Below are 24,078 nucleotides of genomic sequence, written 5' to 3'. Positions count from 1 at the left end.
TCATGAACACGCACGCCGCGATGATCGGTGGCGCCGGATTGCTGCTCCTGGCGGCAGCCGGCGGAACCAGCTGGTATGCCCTCCCCGGCCGCCATGCCGCGCTGGAGGCCGACCCGACCGAGGCGCTCCCGATCCCGCCGGTCCCCCCGCGCATCGCCCAGGGCCCGGACTACGAGCAGTGCCTGGCCATGCTCGCCACCGACCCCGTCGGCGCCGCCAGCTTCGCCGACACCTGGGAAAGGCAAGGCGGCGGCGACGGCGCCACGCACTGCCAGGCGCTGTCGAACATCGCCCTGGGCAATCCCGCCAAAGGCGCCGGCATGCTGCAGGAGCTCGCCGGCAGCAGCCACGACGCCGACGCCGCCCGCGCCACCATCTACGCCCAGGCCACCCAGGCCTGGCTGATGGCCGGAGACGCGACCCACGCCCTCGCCTCCGCCGCCCTCGCCCTGGCCTTGTCACCGGACGATGTCGACCTGCTGATCGACCACGCCGTCACCGCCGGCAACCTCGAACGCTACCACGACGCCATCGACGACCTGACCCACGCGCTCGACGTCGATCCCCGCCGCATCGACGCCCTCACCGCCCGCGCAACGGCCTGGCGCCATCTCGGCAAACTCGACCAGGCCCAGAACGACATCGACCACGCCATCGCGATCGACCCCGACAACCCCGAAGCCCTGCTGGAACGCGGCATCCTCCGCCAACGCCACAACGACCGCGCCGGCGCGCGCACCGACTGGACCCGCGCGATCGACCTCGCCCCCGACTCCGCCACCGCCGACCTTGCCGAGCAGAATATCGCCCTGCTCGATGCGGGGCCGGACCGGCGGTAGGGAAGGCAAGGCCAGGGGCGCTGCCCCTGGACCCCGCTAAGGGCGGAGCCCTTAGAACCCGCTACTTTGCAGTGGTGTTGAGCAGAGGGGGCCTACGGAGCGGTTCGCAACCGCACGGTCGGCCCCCTCTGCTCAACACCACTTAAGTCCTGGGATCCAAGGGGCTTCTGCCCCTTGGCGGGTCCAGGGCAGCGCCCTGGCCTTGCCTTCCTTCCCGCTAGAAGTCCAGATCCGCATAGTGCTCGGGCGGGATCATGCCCGGCACGCGGTCGGCCAGCAGGGGGCGGAAGCTGGGGCGGGATTTCATGCGGGCGTACCATTCGCGTGCGGACGGGCTGATTTTCCAGTCCACGTCGCCGGTGAAGTCCAGCACGGACAGGTGTGCGGCGGCCGCGAAGTCGGCCAGCGAGATGGTGCTGCCGGCCAGCCATTTCCGGGTTTCCGCCAGCCAGCCGATATACTCCAGATGGCCGCGCAGATTGGCGTAGCCGGCCCGCAGCGCACCGGCATCGGGCTGGCCGCGGCCGGCCATGCGCTTGAGGTATTTCTCGCCGTTGAGGTTGCGCGTCACCTCGTCGGCGAACTTGCCGTCGAACCACGCCGTCAGGCGGCGGATCTCCACCCGCTCGCCCAGCGTCTGCCCCATCAGCGAGATGTCGGGATAGGCCTCGTCGAGATATTCGCAGATCACGCCGGAATCCGGCACGGCCAGACCGTTATCTTCCAGCAACGTCGGCACGGTGCCGGCCGGATTCAGGTCCAGATAGTCGTCGTGCCGTTCCCACACCTTCTCCACGCGCAGCTCGAAGGGCAGGCGCTTCTCGGCCAGGACCAGCCGGACCTTGCGGCAATAAGGCGACAGCGGCAGATGATAGACGAATCGCATCCCTGCCCTTATGGCACCAGCGCTCCGCCGCGCCAACACACGAGGCGTTGGCGGCTGTGCATCCCCCTCCCGCGTACGGAAAGGGGATGGCCGGTCAGGCGCGCATGGCTTCCTGCGCGTCCTCGGTCAGCGGCGCCGGCAGATAGCGCACATAGTCCTTCGGCACCACCTGCCAGAAGCGCGGCAGCGCGCGATCCCACTCGTGCAGCAGCATGCGGGCATAGCGGCTGTTGGTCTCGTCGGCATGCATGGCGACCAGGCCGCGCAGCACGCCTTCCCAATGGCTGGAGGCGACGCGCTGCGAGGACAGCGACTCCGGGTTCACCCGCAGATGGAACGTGCCTTCGGGGTCGTAGACGAAGGCCATGCCGCCGGTGAAGCCGGCACCGAAATTGTCGCCCACGCTGCCCAGGATCACCACAGTGCCGCCGGTCATGTACTCGCAGCCGTTCGACCCGCAGCCCTCCACCACCGCGGTGGCGCCGGAGTTGCGCACCGCAAACCGCTCGCCGGCCTGGCCGGCGGCGAACAGGAAGCCCGCCGTCGCGCCGTACAGCACGGTATTGCCGATGATCGTGTTCTGCTGGCTGACCAGGTTGGACGACGGCGCCGGGCGCACCACGATGGTGGCGCCCGACAGCCCCTTGCCCACATAGTCGTTGGCGTCGCCGAAAACTTCCAGCTTCAGCCCCTGCACCGCGAACGCACCCAGCGACTGGCCGGCCGAGCCGCGCAGGCGCACCGTCAGATGCCCCGCCTGCAATCCGGTCATGCCGAAGCGGCGCACCACGCGGCTGCTGAACCTGGTGCCGATGGCGCGCTGCGTGTTGCGGATGTTGTACTGCAACTGCATCTTCTCGCCGCGGTCGAACAGCGCCGCGGCGTCCGCGATCATCTTCGCGTCCAGCGTCTCCGGCACCTCGTTGCGGCCTTCCAGCGTGCAGTAGCGCGCATAAGGTCCGGGATCGGCCTGCGCCAGCAGCGGATTGAGGTCGAGGTCGTCGAGGAATTCCGCGCCGCGGCTGACCTGGTGCAGCAGGTCGGTACGGCCGATCACCTCGGCCAGGCTGCGCACGCCCAGGCTTGCCAGGATGTAGCGCACGTCCTCGGCGATGAAGCTGAACAGGTTGATCACCTTCTCGGGCGATCCCTCGAATTTCTCGCGCAGTTTCTCGTCCTGCGTGCACACGCCCACCGGGCAGGTGTTGCTGTGGCACTGCCGCACCATGATGCAGCCCATCGCCACCAGGGACGCGGTGCCGATGCCGAATTCCTCGGCCCCCAGCATGGCCGCGATCACCACGTCGCGGCCGGTCTTGATGCCGCCGTCGGTGCGCAGCCGCACCTTGTGGCGCAGGCGGTTGAGCATCAGCACCTGGTGCGCCTCGCTCAGCCCCATCTCCCACGGCAGCCCGGCATATTTCACCGAGGTCTGCGGGCTGGCGCCGGTGCCGCCGGAATGGCCGGAGATCAGGATGGCATCCGCGCGCGCCTTCGCCACGCCGGCCGCGATCGTGCCGATGCCGCTGCGCGCCACCAGCTTCACGCAGACGGTGGCGTCCGGGTTGATCTGCTTGAGGTCGTAGATGAGCTGCGCCAGATCCTCGATCGAATAGATGTCGTGATGCGGCGGCGGGCTGATCAGCATCACGCCGGGGGTGGAGTGGCGCAGCCTGGCGATCAGCCCGGTCACCTTGAAGCCCGGCAGCTGGCCGCCTTCGCCGGGCTTCGCGCCCTGGGCCACCTTGATCTCGATCTCGCGGCAGGAGTTCAGGTATTCGGCGGTCACGCCGAACCGGCCCGAGGCGATCTGCTTGATCGCCGAGGACGCGTTGTCGCCGTTCGGCCGCGGCTTCGCCCGCTCCGGGTCCTCGCCGCCCTCGCCGCTGTCGCTGCGCGCGCCGATCCGGTTCATGGCGATCGACAGCGTCTCGTGCGCCTCGGGGCTGAGCGCGCCCAGCGAGATGCCGGGAGACACCAGGCGCTTGCGGATCTCGGTGATGCTTTCGACTTCCTCGACCGCGATCGGCTTGCGCCCTTCGGTGCGGAAGTCCAGCAGGTCGCGCAGCGCGATCGGCGGCATCTTGCGCACGCCGTCGGCATAGCGGCGATAGCTCTGGAAGCTGTCGGTGGCGACGGCTTCCTGCAGCATGTGGATCAGCCCGCCGTCGAAGGCATGCGCCTCGCCGCGCCGGCGCAGCTTGTAGATGCCGCCCACCGACAGCGTCGCGGTTTCCGCTCCCCAGGCGGATTCGTGCATGTCCAGCACTTTGCGCGCGATGCCGGACAGGCCGATGCCGGAAATGCGCGACTGCATGCCGGGGAAGAACTCGGCCACCAGCGCGCGCGACAGCCCGATCGCCTCGAAATTGGTGCCGCCGCGATAGGACGAGATGACGGAGATGCCCATCTTGGACATCACCTTCAGCAGCCCCTTGTCCACCGCCTTCTTGTAGCGCTGCACCGCCTCCTTCAGCGTGATGGCGCCGAACAGGCCGCGGCGGTGGCGGTCGGCGATGCTCTCCTGCGCGAGGTAGGCATTGACGGTGGTCGCGCCCACGCCGATCAGTACCGCGAAGGTGTGCACGTCGAGGCATTCGGCGGCGCGCACGTTCAGACTGGTGAAAGTGCGCAGGCTCGACTGCACCAGATACGTGTGTACGCCGGCAGTCGCCAGGATCATCGGGATGGCGGCGCGCTCGGGCCCCATCGCCTCGTCGGTCAGGATCACATGGGTGCAGCCCGCGCGCACGCCTTCCTCGGCCTCGCGGCGGATGCGCTCCAGCGCGGCCCGCAGGCCGGGCTCGCCTTCCGCCACCGGGAAGGTGCAGTCCACGACGCAGGCCGACGCGCCCATGGTCTCGCGCATGGCCGCGAACTCGGCGTTGGACAGCACCGGGCTCTCCAGCTGCAGCAGGTCGAACTGGCTGGAATCCTCGTCCAGCACGTTGCCCAGATTGCCCAGCCGGGTCTTCAGCGACATCACCCGCGTTTCGCGCAGGCTGTCGATCGGCGGATTGGTCACCTGGCTGAAGGCCTGGCGGAAATAGTGGTGCAGGCCGCGGTACTTCTCGGACAGCACGGCGATGGGCGTGTCGTCGCCCATGCTGCCCACGACCTCCTGCGCATCCTCCACCATCGGGTGCAGGATCATCTCCAGCTCTTCCAGCGTGGTGCCGACGGTGAGCTGGCGGCGGCGCAGCGCCTCGCCCTCGAACAGCACCGGCTCGGGCGCATCGGTCTTGATGATGTGGTCGATCTGGCGGATGCGCTTGGACCACTCGCTGAAGGGCTGGCGGGCCGCCAGCACGTCCTTCAATTCCTCGTCGGCGTAGAAGCGTGCGGCGTCCAGGTCGACGCCGATGGTCTGGCCGGGGCCGACCCGGCCCTTCTCGACGATGTCGCTTTCGTCGAGCTTCACCATGCCGGTTTCGCTGCCCACGATCAGCATGGCGTGCCGGCTGATGGTGTAGCGCAGCGGGCGCAGGCCGTTGCGGTCCAGCCCCGCGATCACCCAGCGCCCGTCGGTGGCGGCGATGGCGGCCGGGCCGTCCCATGGCTCCATCACCGCGTTGCAGTACAGGAACATGTCGCGATGCGCCTGCGGCATGGTGGCGTCGTTGCCGATGCTGGCCGGGATCATCATTGCCTTGGTCATCGGCGCGTCGCGCCCGGCGCGCACCAGCACCTCGAACACGTTGTCCAGGGTGGCGGTGTCGGAGCCGCCGGCCTGGATCACCGGCTTGATGTCGTCCATGAACGGGTCGAGCGCGGGGCTGCTCAGCCGGGTCTCGTGCGACCGCATCCAGTTGCTGTTGCCGGTGACCGTGTTGATCTCGCCGTTATGGGCAAGCATGCGGAAGGGCTGCGCCAGCCGCCAGGTCGGAAAGGTGTTGGTCGAGTAGCGCTGGTGGTAGATGGCGAAGCGCGAGACGAAGCGCTCGTCGCGCAGGTCCGGATAGAAATCCGTCAGGCTCTCGGCCAGGAACATGCCCTTGTAGATGATCGAGCGGCAGGACAGCGAGCAGAAATACAGCTCCTGGATCTGTGCCGCGATCGCCTGCTTCTCGATGCGCCGGCGGATCACGTACAGGTCGCGCTCGAATTCCGCCTCGTCGGTGCCCTTGGGATTCCACAGCATGATCTGCTCGATCTCGGGCCGCGTCGCGTTGGCCTTCTCGCCGATGCAGTCGACGTTGATCGGCACCTGGCGCCAGCCATAGATCTGATAGCCGAAGGCCAGGATCTCGGACTCGACGATCTGGCGGCAGCGCTCCTGCGCCGCCAGATCGGTCTTCGGCAGGAACACCTGGCCCACGCCGATCATCCCGGGGCGCAGCCGGTCGCCGCCGCGGCGGATCGCGTCGGCGAAGAAATCCTGCGGGATCTCGATATGGATGCCGGCGCCGTCGCCGGTCTTGCCGTCGGCGTCCACGGCGCCGCGGTGCCACACCGCCCGCAGCGCATCGATCCCGGCCTGCACGACATCGCGGCGCTTCTTGCCGTCGAGCGCCGCAATGAATCCGACGCCACAGGCGTCGTGCTCCATCGCGCTGTCGTAGGTGGCCGCCAGGGTGCGCGCATTGGCGTCCCAGGCAGCCACGAATTCGCCGCCAGTCTCGGCGGGGCCGGTCTCGATGCGCTGGGTCATGCCATCCTTTCCGTCAGAACTTGAGGCCGCGGGCCTCGAGCTCCGACTTGTGCTTCTGAATCGACGCCTGATAGATCCGCTGTCCCCAGGTCTGGCCGGCGTTCATGCCCTGCTGGGTCACCGCCGGCAGGGTCGCGATCAGCTTCTGGCCCAGCGGGGTGTTGTAGAAGGCGCGCAGCCCCTTCAGGTCATCGACCGTGAAGTTCGTGGCCCACACATCGATGATCTGGTTGGTGAGGTCGTTCTGCTGCGCCATGAAGTCGGGCATCAGGACCTCGTCGACGATCTTGGTCGCTTCGTCCTGCGGCTTGTTGCCGGCGCGCATGACCAGCTGGATCATCTGCCCGCGCATGATCGCGATCAGTTGCTGGCTCTGCTTGTTCACGCCGATCATTTCGGTCAGCGCCGCCGCCTCCTTGCGGCCCTCCTCGGTGACCGGCACCGCCGGCGCGACAGGTGCGGGCGCGGGCGTGGGCGCGGGCGTCTGGGCGTGGGCGACGGTGCCGACGGCGAGGAAGGCCGCCAAGGCAGGTATGGTACGGCGCATCATGCTTACTCCGCTGCCACCGCTGCAGCGGTGGTCTGTTGTACGAAAGCGTGCATCTGCTGGGCCGCGTCGCGGCCGTCGCGGATGGCCCAGACTACCAGTGACGCTCCTCGTACGATATCCCCGCAAGCGAAGACCCCGGGAAGGCTGGTCATGAAGCTGCGGTGGTCGGTCTTCAGCGTGCCCCGGCGCGACACCGCCAGCGCCGGCTCGCCGAAGGCCGCCGGCAGGTCCTCCGGGTCGAAGCCCAGCGCCTTGATCACCAGGCCCGCCTGCACGGTGAAGTGGCTGGCCTCGATCGGCTCCACCGACTGCCGGCCGGAGGCGTCCGGCAGGCCCAGATGCATGCGCACGGCACGCACCCCGGTCACGTGGTCCTCGCCCAGGAACGCCTCGGGGGCGGACAGCCAGACGAACTCCACCCCCTCTTCCTCGGCGTTCTTCACCTCGCGCATCGAGCCCGGCATGTTGGCGCGGTCGCGGCGGTACAGGCACTTCACCGACACCGCTCCCTGGCGCACCGCCGTGCGCACGCAGTCCATCGCGGTGTCGCCACCGCCGATCACGACAACATCCTTGTCCTTTGCGTCGAGCATGCCGGAGGTGAATTCCGGCACCGCGTCGCCGAGGCCGTGGCGGTTGGACGTGGTCAGGTAGTCGAGCGCCGGCACGATGCCCGCCAGCCCGGCGCCGGGGCCGCCGATGTCGTGCGCCTTGTAGACGCCGGTGGCGATCAGCACCGCGTCATGGCGGGCGCGCAGCGCCGCGAAGCCGATGTCGCGGCCGATCGCGGTGTTCAGATGGAAGACGATCCCGCCTTCCTCCAGCAGCTTCCAGCGCCGCAGCACGACATGCTTCTCCAGCTTGAAGCCGGGGATGCCGTACATCATCAGGCCGCCGACGCGATCGTTGCGGTCGTACACATGCACCTGGTAGCCCTGGCGGCGCAGCTGCTCGGCCGCGGCGAGGCCGGCCGGCCCGGCGCCGATGATGCCGACCGATTGCGGCCGCTCGCGGCGTGGCGCCGGCGACTTCACCCAGCCCTGCTCGAACGCGTTGTCGGTGATGAACCGCTCCACCGCGCCGATGGTGACGCTGTCGAAGCTCTTCTCGATGACGCAGTTGCCCTCGCACAGGCGGTCCTGGGGGCAGATGCGACCGCAGATTTCCGGGAAGTTGTTGGTGCTGCTGCAGACCTCGTAGGCCTCTTCGAGCCTGCCTTCGGCGGTCAGCTTCAGCCAGTCCGGGATGTTGTTCGAGAGCGGGCAGTGGATCTGGCAGAACGGCACGCCGCACTGGCTGCACCGGCTGGACTGTTCGCGGGCCTTGGACGGGTCGAAGTCGCGATAGATCTCGTCGAAATCGAAGCGGCGTGCCGCGGCGTCACGCTTCTCGGGCATTTCCTTGGGAATGCGGACGAACTGCTGCATGCGCTCCGGCATCTTCCGTCTCCTTCGATACGGTTTTGCCGGCACGCGCTGCGCCGCCGTCCCCGATGCGGACGGTATACGTCAGCTACATGGGTGGCGCGAGCAGGTTTTGGGCATATATGGCAGCAATACTGCCGTTATTTTAGCAACTCTGCTTCCACCTCAGAACAATCACATGCAGTCGCACGAAAATTACGACCGGTTTGGGACTATACAATGGCATACATATCCTGCCCGCCGCCGCCGGGGCGAAAGCGTTGCAAAATGCCAGGGGCCACCAGTTCCAACGGCGTCGGTGCAATCTGCAACTCCGCCAGCCCGGGCATGCCCGGCGCCGCCACGTTGTCGCGCGCCAGCAATAGCAACTGGTCGCGGGTCAGCAGCTTCCCGGGCAGCCGCTCCAGCACCGCCGCCTGCAACCGCGCCAGCCCGAGCGGGACGTCCACCAGCCAGCGGTCGCGGCGCGTCTGCTTCAGGATGAACGCCAGCAACTCGCGCATGGTCCAGACCTTCGGTCCGCCCAGTTCATAGATGGCCCCTGCCGCGTCCGCCCGCGCCAGGGCGGCCATCGCCGCGTCGGCCACGTCGCCCACATGGACCGGCTGGAACTTCGTGTTGCCGCAGATCACCGGCATCACCGGGGAGTACTGGGCCATCGCGCCGAAGCGGTTGAGGAACTGGTCCTCGGCGCCGAACACCACCGACGGCCGCAGGATCGTCGCCGCGGGGAACGCGGCCTGCACGGCGCGCTCGCCCGCGGCCTTGGTCTTCGCGTACTGGCTCGGGCTCGCCGGATCGGCCCCGATCGCCGAGATATGCACCAGCCGCTCCACACTGGCGGCGCTGGCCTGCGCCGCCACCAGGCCGGCGGCATCGGCGTGGATGCGCTGGAAATCGCCCGGACGCCGCTCGGCCAGGATGCCCACCAGGTTCACCACCAGGCTCGCGTCCTCCACCGCGCGGGCGACGCTGGCCGCGTCCGTCACCGACGCGCCCAGCGGCACCACCTGCCCGACCGCGCCCATCGGCTTGAGGAACAGCGCGCCTTCGGGGTGGCGCACCGCCACCCGCACCACATACCCCGCCGCGGCCAGCCGCTTGACCACATAGCGGCCGATGAACCCGGACCCGCCGAACACTGTCGCCACGCTGCGCGTCGCCATCGTTCGCTCCTGCGATACTTGCAAAATCCGCGCCCTTGATATGCGCGCCGCCTGTCCGCCTCAAGACGCGCTTTGTCCGCTCAGGGCAGTTGACGGGACGCAAGCGGAAGGCTACATCGCCCGCCCACCGCATGCCCAGGTGGCGGAATTGGTAGACGCGCAGGTTTCAGGTACCTGTGGCCGCAAGGTCGTGGAAGTTCGAGTCTTCTCCTGGGCACCATTGTGGCGCATCGCGCGCGACGCGCCGTCACGCGGGGGCGCATGACACACATGGCGGACGTTACGCAGTTCATGGCCAATGCAACCATCCACCTCCACCGGCACGACCTGCCGGAGGGCCTCGATCTCGGCCCGGTCGTCGCGGTCGATACCGAGACCATGGGGCTGGACCCGCATCGCGACCGGCTTTGCCTGGTGCAGATGTCCGCCGGCGACGGACAGGCGCATCTGGTGCAGCTGATCCCCGAATCGCTGGGCGGGCGGGGCTATGACTGCCCCAACCTCAAGCGGCTGATGGCCGACCCCGCCACCACCAAACTGATGCATTTCGCCCGTTTCGACGTGGCCGTGCTGCAGCACGCGCTGGCCATCCGCGTGGCGCCGGTGAAATGCACCAAGATCGCCGCCAAGCTGGTGCGCACGTTCACCGACCGCCACGGGCTCAAGGACCTGTGCCGCGAATTGCTGGGCGTCGAGCTGTCCAAGCAGCAGCAGACCTCGGACTGGGGCGCCACGGAGCTGTCCTCGGAGCAACTGGCCTATGCGGCCTCCGACGTGCTGCACCTGCATGCGCTGTGGGCGAAGCTGCAGGCCCTGCTGCTGCGCGAGGGCCGGCTGGAGCTGGCCGAAGAGTGCTTCGCCTTCCTGCCCGCACGCGGCCGGCTCGACCTGCTCGGCTGGGAAGCGCCCGACATCTTCGCCCACTAGGGGGCCTGACCCGCCTCCGGCCCCATTCCGCGCCGGGAGTGTTGCGCCTATTTGACCGCAAGGTTTCATTGACCGCCGGGCCTGCTGCCCCCTACAGCACGCCGACGCGTCGCTTCGGAACGAATCACGCACATGACCGCCAATGTCGCCCCCCTGCTCGCCGACCTCGACGTCGCCCGGACGGTCCTGGCCACCGAGGCCGCGGGGCTGCGCGCGCTGGCCGATGCCCTCGATGACGGCTTCGCCCGCGCCGTCGACCTGCTGGCGGGCACCAGCGGGCGCGTGGTCGTCTCCGGCATGGGCAAGTCCGGCCATGTCGGCCGCAAGATCGCCGCCACCCTCGCCTCCACCGGCACGCCGGCGCTGTTCGTCCACCCGGCCGAGGCCTCGCACGGCGACCTCGGCATGATCGTGCCAGGCGACGCGGTGCTGGCCCTGTCGAATTCCGGCGAGACCGTGGAGCTGGCCGACCTGATCGCCCATACCCGCCGCTTCGGGCTGCCGCTGGTCGGCATCACCGGGCGCGACGGCAGTGCGCTGGCGCAGGCCGCCGACGTGGCGCTGATCCTGCCGCCGGCACGCGAGGCCTGCCCGCTGGGCCTGGCGCCGACCACCAGCACCACCATGCAGATGGCGCTGGGCGATGCGCTGGCGGTCGCCCTGCTGACCCGCCACGGCTTCGGCGCCGCCGATTTCCGCCAGTTCCATCCCGGCGGCAAGCTGGGCGCGCGGCTGCGCCGGGTGCGCGACCTGATGCATCCCGGCGACGCCTTGCCGCTGGCCGGCCCGGAACTGGCAATGGATGCGGCGCTGCTGCTGATGACCGCGAAGCAGTTCGGCTGCCTGGGCGTCACCGCGGCAGATGGGCGGCTGGTCGGCATCGTGACCGACGGCGACCTGCGGCGCCACATGGGCCCCGACCTGCTGTCCCGGCGGGTCGGCGAGGTGATGACCGCCTCGCCCCGCACGATCGGCCCCGACGCGCTGGCCGCCGAGGCGCTGCACCAGATGAACGCGCGCGAACGGCCGATCACCGCGCTGTTCGTGGTCGATCCCGCCGGCCGCCCGGTCGGCATCCTGCATGTCCACGACCTGCTGCGGGCTGGTGTCGCGTGATGGCAGCGCCGATCCAGCCGTCGCGACGTGGCGATGGCGGGCGTCTGTTGGGCGGGCACGTCCGTCCGCCGCCGACGGCCGGCGCCATCGCCCGGCGCCGCTGGGTGGTCGGGCTCACCAAGCGCGTGCTGCCGCTGGTGGCGCTGGCGCTGCTGGTTGTGGTTGCCGTGTGGCCCGAACTGACGCGCGAGGTCGACCAGGCCAGGCTGTTCTACGGCCGCGGCACCATGCCCGACAGCGGCCAGCTCACCCAGGCGCGCTACCATGGCGAGGACAACCGCCATCAGCCCTATACCATCACCGCCGCCACCGCCCGCCAGGTGGGCCAGGACCGGGTGGACATGACCCTGCCGAAGGGCGACATCAGCCTCGATTCCGGAAGCTGGCTGATGGTGGAGGCCAGCACCGGCGTCTACATGCAGAAAGCGGGTCAGCTCGACCTGGCCGGCGAGGTGACCATGTATCGCGACGACGGCACCACGCTGCGCACCGATGCCGTTACCATCGACACCCATGACGGCGCCGCGGCCAGCGCCGACAAGACCCATGTCGAGGGCCCGTTCGGGACGCTGGATGCGCAAGGCTTCACGATGACCGACCGCGGCGCGGTGGTGCACTTCACCGGCCCGGGCCGGCTGGTGCTGAACGGACGCAAGCAGTGACCGCCCGCCTCGCCGTCATGGCGCTGGCGTTGTCGGCCGTGCTCGCGGGCCCGGTCCTGTGCGCGCGCCCCGCCGCCGCGCAGCAGCTCGACCTGTCCAGCGGCGGTCCGGTCGAGGTTACCGCGAGCGGCGGCTTCGAGTGGCGCGACCAGGAACAGAAGGTCATCGCCACCGGCGACGCGCGTGCGGTGCGGGGCAACGTCACCGTCGTGGCCGACCGGCTGATCGCGTTGTATCGCAAGAAGGCGGCGGGGTCGCCCGCCCCGGCCCAGGCCCAGCCGGCCGGCGCCACCGAAACCGACACCGGCGGCTCTGAGGTCTATCGGCTGGAGGCCGAGGGCAATGTCCGCATCTACTCCCCCACCGACGAGGCGCAAGGCGACAAGGCGGTCTACGACATCGACCAGGCGGTGCTGGTGCTGACCGGGCGCAACCTGAAGCTGACCACGCCGCAGCAGGTGCTGACCGCGCGCGACAGCATGGAATACTGGTCGCAGCAGCACATGGCCGTCGGCCGCGGCAACGCCGTGGTGGTGACCACCGATGGCCGCCGTGTCTCGGCCGACACGCTGGTGGGCTATACCACGCCGCCGGAGACCTCGGCGGGCCAGGAGCCGGCCAGGCCGGTTGCCGCCAAGGCCAACGACGCCAAGGCGGGGCAAGCCGACCCCCTGACGGCCTCCGGCAAGCTGCAGCGCGTGGAGGCGTTCGGCAATGTCGAGGTGCGCACCCAGACCGACACGGTCCGTGGCGACCGCGGCGTCTATGTGCCGGACACCGGGATGGCCCGCATCATCGGCCATGTGCGCATCACCCACGGCCAGAACCAGCTCAACGGCCCCGCCGCCGACGTCAACATGAAGACCGGCATCGCACACATGATTTCCGACCCCGGCCAGCGCGTGCAGGGGCTGATCATGCCCAACGACGCCAACGCCGCCGCCGGCGCCCCCACTGGCGGCACCGCGGCGCCCAAGGCGGGGGCACGGCCATGACCGATCTGGGGGTGCTGCGCCCCGCCTCGGCCGCGGGGGACACGGACCAGGCGGCCACGGGGCTCGCGAGGGGGGGCAAGGCGGGAGCGGGTCGGGCCGGCGCGGGGCTCGCCGCACATGGCGTCGGCAAGGTCTACAAGAAGCGGCCGGTGGTGCGGAACGTATCGATTTCGGTGCGCCGCGGCGAGGCGGTCGGGCTGCTGGGCCCCAACGGCGCCGGCAAGACCACGACCTTCTACATGATCGTCGGGCTGGTGCGGCCGGACACCGGCTCGATCAGCCTGGACGGCCACGACATCACCGGCCTGCCGATGTATCGCCGGGCCCGGCTGGGCATCGGCTACCTGCCGCAGGAGGCCAGCGTGTTCCGCGGCCTGAACGTGGAGCAGAACGTGATGGCGGCGCTGGAAGTGGTCGAGCCCGACCCGGACCGGCGCGACCAGATGCTGGACGAACTGCTGGCCGAGTTCGGCATCGGCCATCTGCGCCGCACCCCGGCGCTGGCCCTGTCCGGCGGCGAGCGCCGGCGCGTGGAGATCGCGCGCGCGCTGGCGACCCAGCCCAGCTACATCCTGCTGGACGAGCCGCTGGCCGGCATCGACCCGATCGCGGTGGGCGAGATCCGCGACCTGGTCTCGCACCTGAAGGACCGCGGCATCGGCGTGCTGATCACCGACCACAACGTGCGCGAGACGCTGGAGATCATCGACCGGGCCTACATCCTGCATGACGGCCAGCTGCTGATGGAAGGCCGGCCGGCAGAGGTGGTGGCGAACGAGGATGTCCGCCGCGTCTACCTGGGCGAGCGCTTCAGCCTCTGATACGCGACACGAATCGACCCGGCCCATGCTGCAAAGCGTAACCGGACGGCGATTCCTAACCCGGGGTTCAGACCCTTTCGGCTAGACTTGGGCCCATGCCGGTCGTCCAGCACGATTCTTGCTTGCCATGCGGCTGCGTCCGCGCTGCACTGCGGCACACCGGCATTCGCCGTCCCTCGAAGCAGCCGCAGAGCAACCGTTGATGGCGATCGGCCCCCGTCTGGATCTTCGCCAATCCCAGTCGCTGGTCATGACGCCGCAGCTGCGTCAGGCCATCAAGCTCCTGCAATTCTCCAACGTGGAAGTCGCCGCCTTCGTCGAGGAGGAGCTTGAGCGCAACCCGCTGCTCGAGCGCGACGAGGCCGGCGATTTCGCGGCCGCCGAACGGCCGGCGCCCGACCAGGTGGCCCCGGCGACGCCGGGCCCGGCGGACGCCGCCGAGGCCGCGCGCTCGGACATGTTGCCGGCCGAGGGCACCGGCCCGCTCGATTCGCCGGAATACGCGGAGACCTACGACCCCGGCAGCGCTTCGGACGGCGTGCGCCTGGGCGACGGGCACGGCGGCTCGCAAAGCTTCGACAGCGACGACCGCGGCATCGAGGACTTCGCCGAGAACGCCACCACGCTGCGCGAACACCTCAGCGAGCAGCTGCGGCTCTCGTTCCATGATCCGGTGGACCGGCTGATCGGCGCCTATCTGATCGCGCTGCTGGAGCCCTCCGGCCGGCTGTCGGTCACGTCCGAGGCGCTGGCCGCAGCGATGGGGGCCGAACACGCGCGGGTGGAGGCGGTGCGGGCGCGGATGATGCGCTTCGATCCCACCGGCATGTTCGCCCGCGACCTCAAGGAATGCCTGGCGGTGCAACTGGCCGAGAAGAACCGGCTGGACCCGGCCATGCAGGCGCTGCTGGACCATCTCGATCTGCTGGCGCGGCGCGACATGAAGCAGTTGCTGGCGGTCTGCGCGGTGGATGCCGCCGACCTGCAGGACATGATTGCGGAGCTGCGCCGACTTGACCCCAAGCCTGGGGCAAGCTGGGACGCGACGCCGCCGCAGCCGGTGGTGCCCGACGTGCTGATGCGCCCCGCGCCCGACGGCGGCTGGCTGCTGGAGCTGAACCCCGAGACCATGCCGCGCCTGCTGGTGAATCAGAGCTTCACCGCGCGCGTGCTGCCGCGCGCCTCGCGCGAGGACAAGGCGTTTCTGGCGGAGAAGCTGCAGACCGCGAACTGGCTGGTGAAATCGCTGCAGCAGCGGGCGCAGACGATCCTGAAAGTGTCCAGCGAGATCGTGCGCCAGCAGGACGCATTCTTCCGCCACGGCGTCGGTTTCCTGCGCCCGCTGATTCTGCGCGACATCGCCGACGCGGTGGAGCTGCATGAGAGCACGGTGAGCCGCGTGACCGCCAACAAATACATCGCGACACCGCGCGGCACGTTCGAGCTGAAGTATTTCTTCACCACGGCCATCGCCGGGACGTCGGGTGAAAGCCATAGTGCTGAAGCGGTCCGTCACCGCATCCGCCAGATGGTGGAAGCCGAGCTGCCCGACGAAATACTTTCCGATGACGCTATCGTGGCAATCCTGCGCAGGGAAGGCGTGGACATTGCCCGCAGGACCGTGGCCAAATACCGGGATGCGCTGCGCATCCCGAGTTCCGTGCAGCGCAAACGGGAGAAGGCCGTGCCGGCCTGACGAGGGCTTTCGCCGGCAGGCGGTCCCGAACATGGACCTGAGGAAAGGCGCATGCAGATCACGGTTTCGGGCAAGCAGGTAGAACTGTCGGACGCGCTGCGAACGCGCGTTGCCCAGCAACTTGACACGATCGCAGGCAAATATTTCGACCACGCGCTGGAGGCCAACGTGACCTTCAGCCGCGCCCGCAGCTTCTTCACCTGCGACATCAACGTGCACGCCGGTCGCGGGCTGATGCTGCGTGGCGAGGGCGAGGCGGCCGATGCCAACAGCGCCTTCGACGATGCGGCGGAGCATATCGCCAAGCGCCTGCGGCGCTACCGGCGCCGCGTCAACGAGCATTCCCGCGACCAGGCCCAGCGGGAACGTCCGCAGGCCGGGCGACAATACATCCTGCGCCAGGAGGAAGAAACCATCGACGGCGTCGCGGGGGGCATCAAGCAGGCCGCCACCTACGCCACCGTCGTGGCCGAAGTCGCGACCGAGATCCTGTTGCTGACCGTCAGCGACGCGGTGATGCGAATGGACCTGGCCGACCAGCCGGTGATGATGTTCCGCAACAGCGCAACCGGCGAGCTGAATGTGGTGTATCGCCGCAGCGACGGCCATATCGGCTGGATCGATCCCGGCGCCTCGAACTAGCGAGGCTGGACCGGAGGCATCAAACGAAAGGCCGGGGGGCGTCCCCCGGCCTGATTGTGTACGCAACGTCTGTAACAAGGTCTTGCCAAGCGGCGCGATCGGTCAGGCACATGCGACCTGCCCGATGGCGCGTTGGCGGTATTGCCGGAGTGTCCCCGGGCCTTGCTTGTGCAGGCGCCGGATCAGTGCACCAGGCTTGGCAGCATCTCGTGCTGGATGATGGCGGCCAGCGCCACCTCGCGGTCGCCGGCAACGGCCATCGGCGTGCCGTCCGCGGCGTGGATCGCGAAGGCGGCGGCGCCGTCTACCACGACCGGCTTGATATAGGCGATCTGGGAAACACCGAGCTTGGCCAATTCGTCGGTGGAAATCTTGTGGATGTCGAAGGTCATGATCGATCTCCTCGCGGAATATGCGCTTGCACAAGCCGCATTGCCGCTAGCTGTTGCTGTCCGTCTTGGCGTCGACGACCTGACCGAAGGCGCCGTTGGTCGTGCCGTTTCCAGGAAGGCTGCCAGGGGCTTCGGTGGCCGGGCTGCCGATCCGGATGGTCTTGACCCGGCTTTCCGGCTGCGGGCGGGCCAGGTCGATATGCAGCAGGCCGTTGTCCAGCCAAGCGCCGCGCACCTCGATATTCTCGGCGAGCACGAAAGTACGCTGGAACTGGCGGGCGGCGATGCCGCGATGCAGGAACACCCGCCCCTGGCTGTCGTCCGCCTGCCGGCCACGGATCACCAGCTGGTTGTCTTCCTGGGTGATCTGCAGGTCGTCCATGGTGAACCCGGCAACGGCCAGAGTAATGCGCAGCCCGGTGGGGCCGGTCTGCTCGATATTGTACGGCGGGTAGCCGTCCGACGAGGTCTTGGACGCACGCTCGAGCATCTGCTCGAGATGGTCGAAGCCGAGGAACAGCGGAGACGTGAACATCCTGGTCGTCATCGAGGGCCTCCTCCTTCGAGCGAAGCATTTGCAGGGCCCCGTCATGGCAACCCGACGCTGCGTATTTTGGCAGCGGCACGGCCGGTTGCAAGGGGTCGCCTGCGCCGGCCAAAGCAGGTTCCCATGCCGCGTGCGTTGATTGTGCCCGTGGCGGAAGCTACATCGCGTGCATGACCACCGGGACCCTTCCTTCGGCCGACGCCGAGACCATGCCCATCCTGATCGCCCCGCACCCCGTGCTGCGGGCACGCACGCGGCTGGTGACGCCGGCCGACGGCGATGCCGTGCGCGAACTGCTCCCGCGCATGTTCGCAACCATGTACAAGGCGCCGGGCATCGGCCTAGCCGCGCCGCAGGTGGGGCTCGGCTTGCGCGTCGCCGTGGTGGACCTGATGCCCGACGACAAGCGGGCGCCGATCGTGCTCGTGAACCCCGACATCGTCGCCGTCAGCGACGAGCTGGCGACGCGTGAGGAAGGCTGCCTGTCGCTGCCCGGCCAGTATGCCGACGTGACCCGGCCGGCGCGGGTGAAAGTGCGCTATCTCGACGAGTCCGGCGCCAGGCGGGAGATCGAGGCCGACGGGCTGCTGGCGGCCTGCCTGCAGCACGAGATCGACCATCTGGACGGGGTGCTGTTCGTCGATCACCTGTCGGTGCTGAAGCGCAACATGATCATGCGCAAGCTGGTCAAGGAACAGCGCACCCAGGATCATCGCCGGGGCGGAAAATAGGCGTGCGCCTTGCTTTCATGGGCAGCCCGGATTTCGCCGTGCCGGCGCTGCGGGCGCTGCACGGGGCCGGGCACGACATCGCCGCCGTGTATTGCCAGCCCCCCCGCCCAGCCGGCCGCGGGCAGGCGGTGCGGCCCAGCCCGGTGCATGCGGCGGCGGCAGCGCTGGGGCTTGCGGTCCGCACGCCGGCGCGGCTGCGGCGCGACGCCGCGACGCAGGCCGCGTTCGCGGCGCTCGATCTCGACGCGGCGGTGGTGGCGGCGTACGGGTTGATCCTGCCGGAGGCGATGCTGGCGGCGCCGAAGCGCGGCTGCCTCAACATCCATGCGAGCCTGCTGCCGCGCTGGCGCGGGGCGGCGCCGATCCAGGCGGCGATCCTGGCGGGCGACGCCGAGACCGGCATCACCATCATGCAGATGGATGCGGGGCTCGACACCGGGCCGATGCTGCTGCGCGAGGCGGTGCCGATCACCGCGCAGACGACGGCGGCCGGGTTGCACGACGTGCTGGCCGAAATCGGCGCCAGGCTGGTGCTGCGCGCGCTGGCCGAGGCGCCGGCGCCGGCGCCACAGCCGGCGGAGGGCGCCACCTATGCGCCGAAGCTCACCCGCGAGGACGGCCGGATCGACTGGACGCGCGATGCCGCTGCGCTGGATCGCCGGATCCGGGCGCTGAACCCCTGGCCCGGCACGTTCACCACGCTGGACGGCGAGGTCTTGAAGATCCTGGCCGCTGCGCCGGCCGAGGGCAGCGCCGCACCTGGGACGGTGCTGGACGACGGGTTGCTGGTGGCGGCCGGGTCCGGCGCCCTGCGGCTGACCCGGGTGCAGGCGCCGGGCCGCGCGGCGCTGGATGCCGCGGCGTTCCTGCGCGGCCGGCGCATTGCGCCGGGCACGCGGCTGGGCTGATGCCGCTCTATGCGTTGATGCTGGAATATGACGGCGCCGGCTTCGTCGGCTGGCAGCGGCAGGTGAATGGGCTGTCGGTGCAGCAGGTGCTGGAGGAGGCGGCGGCGCATCTGAACCGCGGCGCTCCGGTGGCATCGGTGGTGGCAGGGCGCACCGATGCCGGCGTGCATGCCGAGGCGCAGGTGGCGCAGATCGACCTGCCGCGCGACATGGCGCCGGCGACGCTGTGTGCCGCGCTGAATTTCCATATGCAGCCACATCGTGTGGTGGTGCTGCAGGCGGCGGTGGCGCCTGCGGGCTGGAACGCCCGGTTCTCCGCGATCGGCCGGGCCTACCGGTTTCGCATCCTCGATCGGCGCGCACGCCCGGCGCTGCTGGCCGGGCGGGTATGGCACGTGCCGCGGCCGCTGGATGCGGCGGCGATGCACCGGGCGGCGCAGGGGCTGCTGGGGCGGCACGACTTCACCTCGTTCCGCGCCGCAGCCTGCCAAGCGAACAGCCCGTGGCGGACGCTCGACCGGCTGGACGTGACCCGCTGCGGCGAGGTGATCGAGGTGGTGGCGGAGGCGCGCAGCTTCCTGCACCACCAGGTGCGCAACATGGTGGGCACGCTGAAGCTGGTCGGCGAAGGCACCTGGCCGGTGCCACGGGTGGCCCAGGCGCTGGCCGCCTGCAACCGCGCCGCCGCCGGGCCGACCGCGCCGCCGGAAGGGCTGAGCCTCACTGGCGTGCGCTATCCGGTGGACCCGTTCACTGAGTGATCGCGCCCGAGACGCCCCAGGTGTCGGCCACCACATAGCCTTCGGGATAGGGGTCGGAGGGGTCGAGCAGATAGGTGTGCAGGCCGGTGATCCAGGCGCGGCCGCGAATCGCCGGCAGGATCGCCGTGCGACCGGCAATGTGAGTCTCGGCCAGGATGCGGCCCTCGAAGCGCGAGCCGATGATGGACTCGTGCACCATGCCATCACCCACCCGCATCTGGCCGCGGGCGTGCAGCACCGCCATGCGCGCACAGGTGCCGGTGCCCGTGGGGCTGCGGTCGGAGCGGCCGGGGGCGACGATGCAGGTGTTGCGGGTGGCGGCACCCACGCCGGCGAACGGGCGGTTGAGCTGGACGATCGAGACGCCGGCAATTCCGGGATTTTCGGGGTGCGCCACGTCGAGCTGGGCGCGGGCGGCGGTGCGGATGCGCTCGCCGAGGATGGCGAGGTCGCGGGCCTCATCGGGCGTGATGGCGAAGCCGAGGCGGGTGGCGTCGACGATGGCATAGAACATGCCGCCGAAGGCGATGTCGGCGGCGATGGTGCCGTAGCCCTCGACGTCCAGCATCGCGTCCAGCCGGTCGACGAAGCTCGGCACGTTCTCGAATTCGACGGACACGCATTTGCCGTCGCGGCAGGTGGCGGTGGCGCGCACCGGGCCGGCGGGGGTGTCCACCATCACCACCGTCTGCGGCTCCTGCATGGCGACGATGCCGGTTTCCAGCAGCACGGTGACGGTGCAGATCAGGTTGGAACCGGACATCGGGACGTATTCCGTCGGCTCCATGATGATCACGCCGGCCTGGCAGGACGGGTTCGCGGGCGGGGTGAGGATGTTGACGTGGCGGCCGACATGGCCGCGCGGCTCGCACAGCAGGAAGCGGCGGATGTCGTCGTGGTCTCGCTGCATGGCGCGCATCTTGTCGAACATCGTCGCCCCCGGCGGCGGCATCAGCCCGCCGGTGACGACGTCGCCGATCTCGCCTTCGGCGTGGCAGCCGACCACGGTGATGGTGCGTCTGGTGCGCATCCGCTACCCCAGCGACGCCGTGACCCCGACGAGGACCAGGCCGAGCGCCACGTCCAGCGCCACCAGGCCGGCGGCGGTGACGCCCGGAATGTCCAGCGTCAGGCGGGTGGCGAACCACTCCAGCCACAGCGCCCAGCCCATCGCCACCAGCCACGCGGTCTGCGTGACCCAGTCCGGCAGGCCCAGCAGCAAGGGCAACGCGGCGGCGACCAGCATCAGGTACTGGATCAGGTTGCACCAGTTCCACGCGGTGATGAAGCGCGGCCAATGCTGCTCGCGGCCGAGCATCATGGCGAGCCGGCGCGAGAGCAGCGCGAAGCCGAGCCAGCCCACCGCATAACCCATGAGGTCCAGCGCCACGCCGCGCGCGGGCTGCAGGGCGCCGCCGGCCAGGGTTGCATCCTGCTGCGCCCAGTCGAGCAGATGCAGGAACAGGAAGGCAGGAAGGCACAATGCGGCGGCCCAGAAGCTGCGGGCGGCCGTCCGCATCTCGTCGCCGGCGGACTCGAGCAGCGCCAGCGCGTCCGACCGGCCGCGTGCGAGCAGCACTGCGACGTGGAGGCCGGCGCTCATGGAACGGATCATCGCAGCGTTGCCAGCAGCACGCGCGGTCCGACCACCAGGACCGCGGTGCCGAAATTCATCACCAGCACGAACAGCACGGCCTTGGGGCCGGAGATCTGCAGCCCGCGCCGCGCCATGAACCAGCACAGCACCAGCCAGTAGCACAGCAGCGCCACCACCGATCCCAGCACCGTCTGCAGCCCCTCCGGGCGGCCCATCGTGATGGTTCCGACCAAGGCCACCAGCAGCACGGTCGCCAGCGTGATCGCGGCCTGGCACCAGTTGAAGGCGACGGCGTAGCGCAGCCACAGCGCCTCGCGTTTCCACAGCGCCGCCAGCGTGTGGGAGAACACCGCCGGCGCCAGCAACGCCACGATGCTGGCCAGCAGGTCCGCCGCGGCCGCGCGCAAGGACCCGCTCAGCAGCAGCATCGCGCCGCCCACCAGCGGGAACGCCAGCAGCGGCGCCAGGCTGTTCAGGAAAGCCAGCGGCGTGGCGCCGAAGGCGGCGAAGCCGTCGCTGCGGAACAGCGCGAGGCGGACCACGCCATGCAGCACGTTGGCAGCCGGGCCACGCTCGCTCATGTCAGGAACGCGTCCAGGACAGCGCGATACACCCCGGCCAGGGCACGCAGTTCCTCCACCGGCACCCGCTCGTCCACCTGGTGCATGGTGGCGCCGACCAGACCGAATTCGGCCACCGGGCAGTAGCGCGCGATGAAGCGGGCATCCGACGTGCCACCGCCGGTGTCGAGCTTCGGCGTGATGCCGGTGGCGGCGGCGACGGCAGTTGCGAGCCTGTCCACCAGCGGACCCGGCGTGGTCAGGAAGCTCTCGCCGCTGACCGAGACGTCGAGGTCGAACCGCTCGGCGTGTTGCGCGAGCGTGGCGCGCAGCCAGGCGGTGAGTGCCGCGCCGCTGTGGCGGTCGTTGAAGCGGATGTTCAGCTTCGCGCCGGCAGAGGCGGGAATGACGTTGGTGGCGGGGTTGCCGACATCGATGCTGGTGACCTGCAGCGTGGACGGCTCGAACCAGTCGCTGCCGGCGTCGAGCGGGGCGGCCGTGAGTGCCGCCAGCGCCCGCACCAGGCGGTGCACGGGGTTGTCGGCGCGCTGCGGATAGGCGGCGTGGCCCTGGATGCCGTGCACGGTGATCGCCGCGTTGAGGCTGCCGCGGCGGCCGATCTTGATGACGTCGCCGAGGCGAGCGGGGTTGGTGGGCTCGCCGACCAGGCAGAAATCCGGGATCTGGCCGTTCGCCGCCATCCATTCCAGCACCTTCACGGTACCGTCGGTGGCGGGGCCTTCCTCGTCGCCGGTGATCAGCAGGCTGATCGAGCCCTTCGCAGGCCCGCCCGCGAGATGGTCGGCGCAGCCGGCGACGAAGGCGGCGATGGCGCCTTTCATGTCGCAGGCGCCGCGGCCATAGAGCTGGCCGTCTCGGATCTCGCCGGCGAACGGGCGGGCGCTCCAGGCCCCTGCCCCTTCCGGCACCACGTCGGTATGGCCGGCGAAGCAGACATGCGGCCCGGTCGTGCCGATGCGGGCGAACAGGTTCTCGATCTCGCCGAAGCGCAGGCGGGTGACGGTGAAGCCCAGCGCCTCGAGCGCGCGGACCAGTATGTCCTGGGCGCCGGCGTCGGCCGGAGTCACGGACGGGCAGCGGATCAGGTCCTGCGCCAGCGGAACCGGATCGGCCGCGGCGTTCGTTGCGCGCGCGGTCAATCGCGCAGCAGTTCGTTGATGGAGGTCTTGGCGCGGGTGCGCTCGTCCACGCGCTTGACGATGACGGCGCAGGCCAGCGACGGCCCGCCATTGGCGCCCGGCAGGGTGCCGGGGACCACCACGGAATAGGCGGGCACGCGGCCGATATGGATCTGGCCGGTGGCGCGGTCGACGATCTTGGTCGAGGCGCCGATGAACACGCCCATCGACAGCACGCTGCCGCGCTCGACGATCACGCCCTCGGCCACTTCCGAGCGGGCGCCGATGAAGCAGTCGTCCTCGATGATGACGGGGTTGGCCTGCAGCGGCTCCAGCACCCCGCCCAGGCCCACGCCGCCGCTGATATGGCAGTTGCGGCCGACCTGGGCGCAGCTGCCGACGGTGGACCAGGTGTCGATCATGGTGTTGCTGTCGACATAGGCGCCGACATTGACGAAGGACGGCATCAGCACCACGCCCGGGGCGATATAGGCGGAGCGGCGCACCACCGCGCCGGGCACGGCGCGGAAGCCGGCAGCCTGGAATTGCTGCTGGCTCCAGCCCTCGAACTTCATCGGCACCTTGTCGAACACCGGCGCGCCGCCGGCGCCCGGCATGGGCACGCTGTCCTGCAGGCGGAACGAGAGCAGCACCGCCTTCTTCAGCCACTCGTTGACCTTCCAGCCGTCGGGGCCGGGCTCGGCCACGCGGGCGGCGCCGGATTCGAGCAGCGCCAGGGCCTGTTCCACCGCCGCGCGCGGGGCGCCGGCGGTCTGTGCATTCACCGTGTCGCGCGCGTCCCAGAGCGCCTCGATAGTCGAACGGAGCGGGTGATCTGTCATGCCTGTCGCGCCTCCACGCACGCGTCTGCCGCGCAGCCTCGCGCGCGCGCCGGACCATGCGCAGCGCGGCGATGGCTGTCAATTCGCGGCAGGCGCATTTCGCTCCCGCACCACGCGGCGCGAACCGGAGGGGCGGATGATAACCCGGCATTTACGTCTGTGGCCTTGAATACGCGGCAGCAACGGGATCGGCGACGGAATGAACCAGGCGAGTGCACCGCTCGGG

Annotated in this window: 23 protein-coding genes and 1 tRNA gene; 12 read left to right on the top strand and 12 right to left on the bottom strand. The window is 69.7% G+C overall.

The window, feature by feature from the left end:
• Positions 1-2: 2 nt before the first annotated feature.
• Positions 3-839, top strand: a complete 837-nt coding sequence (locus OL599_RS09700; protein WP_264713508.1) for a tetratricopeptide repeat protein — start codon at positions 3-5, stop codon at positions 837-839.
• Between the two features lie 217 nt (positions 840-1,056).
• On the opposite strand, the gene OL599_RS09695 is transcribed toward OL599_RS09700, so the two are convergent.
• From OL599_RS09695 to OL599_RS09675, 5 genes are all read right to left on the bottom strand, one after another.
• A complete protein-coding gene (locus tag OL599_RS09695) occupies positions 1,057-1,725 on the bottom strand; it encodes a glutathione S-transferase family protein (protein ID WP_264713507.1) in 669 nt (222 codons plus the stop codon).
• Positions 1,726-1,819: 94 nt separating this feature from the next.
• On the bottom strand, positions 1,820-6,376 hold the full coding sequence (gltB, locus tag OL599_RS09690) for a glutamate synthase large subunit (RefSeq protein ID WP_264713506.1): 4,557 nt from the start codon (positions 6,374-6,376) through the stop codon (positions 1,820-1,822).
• 13 nt (positions 6,377-6,389) lie between these two features.
• Complete coding sequence (locus OL599_RS09685) at positions 6,390-6,926, bottom strand: DUF2059 domain-containing protein (protein ID WP_264713505.1); 537 nt, start codon at positions 6,924-6,926, stop codon at positions 6,390-6,392.
• Between the two features lie 2 nt (positions 6,927-6,928).
• A complete protein-coding gene (locus tag OL599_RS09680) occupies positions 6,929-8,365 on the bottom strand; it encodes an NAD(P)-dependent oxidoreductase (RefSeq protein ID WP_264713504.1) in 1,437 nt (478 codons plus the stop codon).
• Between the two features lie 197 nt (positions 8,366-8,562).
• Positions 8,563-9,516 (bottom strand): complex I NDUFA9 subunit family protein, encoded by a 954-nt coding sequence (locus tag OL599_RS09675; RefSeq protein ID WP_264713503.1) that lies wholly within the window; start codon positions 9,514-9,516, stop codon positions 8,563-8,565.
• A gap of 133 nt (positions 9,517-9,649) precedes the next feature.
• Here OL599_RS09675 and OL599_RS09670 point away from each other — a divergent pair.
• The 8 genes from OL599_RS09670 (at position 9,650) to hpf (ending at position 16,375) form a co-directional block, all read left to right on the top strand.
• Positions 9,650-9,736, top strand: a tRNA-Leu gene (locus tag OL599_RS09670).
• A 50-nt stretch (positions 9,737-9,786) separates the two neighbouring features.
• Positions 9,787-10,443, top strand: a complete 657-nt coding sequence (locus OL599_RS09665; RefSeq protein WP_264713502.1) for a ribonuclease D — start codon at positions 9,787-9,789, stop codon at positions 10,441-10,443.
• Between the two features lie 132 nt (positions 10,444-10,575).
• On the top strand, positions 10,576-11,559 hold the full coding sequence (locus OL599_RS09660) for a KpsF/GutQ family sugar-phosphate isomerase (protein WP_264713501.1): 984 nt from the start codon (positions 10,576-10,578) through the stop codon (positions 11,557-11,559).
• Positions 11,559-12,221, top strand: a complete 663-nt coding sequence (gene lptC / locus OL599_RS09655) for an LPS export ABC transporter periplasmic protein LptC (RefSeq protein WP_264713500.1) — start codon at positions 11,559-11,561, stop codon at positions 12,219-12,221. The genes OL599_RS09660 and lptC overlap by 1 nt, the downstream gene beginning before the upstream one ends.
• 17 nt (positions 12,222-12,238) lie before the next feature.
• Entirely contained in the window at positions 12,239-13,216 is a 978-nt protein-coding gene (locus OL599_RS09650) for an LptA/OstA family protein (protein ID WP_264713608.1), read from the top strand.
• Positions 13,213-14,037 (top strand): LPS export ABC transporter ATP-binding protein, encoded by an 825-nt coding sequence (gene lptB, locus OL599_RS09645; RefSeq protein WP_264713499.1) that lies wholly within the window; start codon positions 13,213-13,215, stop codon positions 14,035-14,037. Before OL599_RS09650 ends, lptB begins: the two co-directional genes overlap by 4 nt.
• A 202-nt stretch (positions 14,038-14,239) precedes the next feature.
• Complete coding sequence (gene rpoN, locus OL599_RS09640; RefSeq protein ID WP_264713497.1) at positions 14,240-15,733, top strand: RNA polymerase factor sigma-54; 1,494 nt, start codon at positions 14,240-14,242, stop codon at positions 15,731-15,733.
• A 51-nt stretch (positions 15,734-15,784) separates the two neighbouring features.
• Positions 15,785-16,375: a ribosome hibernation-promoting factor, HPF/YfiA family gene (gene hpf / locus OL599_RS09635; RefSeq protein ID WP_264713496.1), complete on the top strand. Its 591-nt coding sequence runs from the start codon at positions 15,785-15,787 to the stop codon at positions 16,373-16,375.
• 182 nt (positions 16,376-16,557) lie between these two features.
• On the opposite strand, the gene OL599_RS09630 is transcribed toward hpf, so the two are convergent.
• Positions 16,558-16,767 (bottom strand): DUF1150 domain-containing protein, encoded by a 210-nt coding sequence (locus tag OL599_RS09630; RefSeq protein ID WP_264713495.1) that lies wholly within the window; start codon positions 16,765-16,767, stop codon positions 16,558-16,560.
• Between the two features lie 46 nt (positions 16,768-16,813).
• The gene (locus OL599_RS09625) at positions 16,814-17,314 is read right to left on the bottom strand and encodes an Hsp20 family protein (RefSeq protein WP_264713494.1); all 501 of its coding nucleotides are present in this window, start codon (positions 17,312-17,314) and stop codon (positions 16,814-16,816) included.
• Positions 17,315-17,484: 170 nt separating this feature from the next.
• Here OL599_RS09625 and def point away from each other — a divergent pair, with 170 nt between their 5' ends.
• The 3 genes from def to truA are packed head-to-tail and all read left to right on the top strand — an operon-like array spanning position 17,485 to position 19,714.
• Positions 17,485-18,045 (top strand): peptide deformylase, encoded by a 561-nt coding sequence (def, locus tag OL599_RS09620; protein WP_264713493.1) that lies wholly within the window; start codon positions 17,485-17,487, stop codon positions 18,043-18,045.
• A gap of 2 nt (positions 18,046-18,047) precedes the next feature.
• On the top strand, positions 18,048-18,953 hold the full coding sequence (gene fmt, locus OL599_RS09615; RefSeq protein WP_264713492.1) for a methionyl-tRNA formyltransferase: 906 nt from the start codon (positions 18,048-18,050) through the stop codon (positions 18,951-18,953).
• The gene (gene truA / locus OL599_RS09610) at positions 18,953-19,714 is read left to right on the top strand and encodes a tRNA pseudouridine(38-40) synthase TruA (RefSeq protein ID WP_264713491.1); all 762 of its coding nucleotides are present in this window, start codon (positions 18,953-18,955) and stop codon (positions 19,712-19,714) included. Before fmt ends, truA begins: the two co-directional genes overlap by 1 nt.
• Here the strand turns inward: truA and OL599_RS09605 are convergent.
• Genes OL599_RS09605 through dapD form a run of 5 tightly spaced genes read right to left on the bottom strand, consistent with a single transcriptional unit; the run spans position 19,704 to position 23,852 of the window.
• Positions 19,704-20,744: a proline racemase family protein gene (locus tag OL599_RS09605; RefSeq protein ID WP_264713490.1), complete on the bottom strand. Its 1,041-nt coding sequence runs from the start codon at positions 20,742-20,744 to the stop codon at positions 19,704-19,706. The two genes, truA and OL599_RS09605, sit on opposite strands and share 11 nt — an antisense overlap.
• Before the next feature lie 3 nt (positions 20,745-20,747).
• Positions 20,748-21,317, bottom strand: coding sequence for a hypothetical protein (locus OL599_RS09600; RefSeq protein WP_264713489.1), 570 nt, complete (start codon positions 21,315-21,317; stop codon positions 20,748-20,750).
• A gap of 8 nt (positions 21,318-21,325) precedes the next feature.
• Positions 21,326-21,892: a hypothetical protein gene (locus OL599_RS09595; protein WP_264713488.1), complete on the bottom strand. Its 567-nt coding sequence runs from the start codon at positions 21,890-21,892 to the stop codon at positions 21,326-21,328.
• Positions 21,889-23,031, bottom strand: coding sequence for a succinyl-diaminopimelate desuccinylase (dapE, locus tag OL599_RS09590; RefSeq protein ID WP_264713487.1), 1,143 nt, complete (start codon positions 23,029-23,031; stop codon positions 21,889-21,891). The genes OL599_RS09595 and dapE overlap by 4 nt, the downstream gene beginning before the upstream one ends.
• Positions 23,028-23,852: a 2,3,4,5-tetrahydropyridine-2,6-dicarboxylate N-succinyltransferase gene (dapD, locus tag OL599_RS09585; protein WP_264713486.1), complete on the bottom strand. Its 825-nt coding sequence runs from the start codon at positions 23,850-23,852 to the stop codon at positions 23,028-23,030. The genes dapE and dapD overlap by 4 nt, the downstream gene beginning before the upstream one ends.
• Between the last annotated feature and the right edge of the window lie 226 nt (positions 23,853-24,078).

This window comes from Limobrevibacterium gyesilva (genome assembly GCF_025989185.1).
Classification (GTDB): domain Bacteria; phylum Pseudomonadota; class Alphaproteobacteria; order Acetobacterales; family Acetobacteraceae; genus Limobrevibacterium; species Limobrevibacterium gyesilva.
Note: the sequence above shows the minus strand (reverse complement) of the source record. Positions and strands in the feature narration are given on the sequence as shown.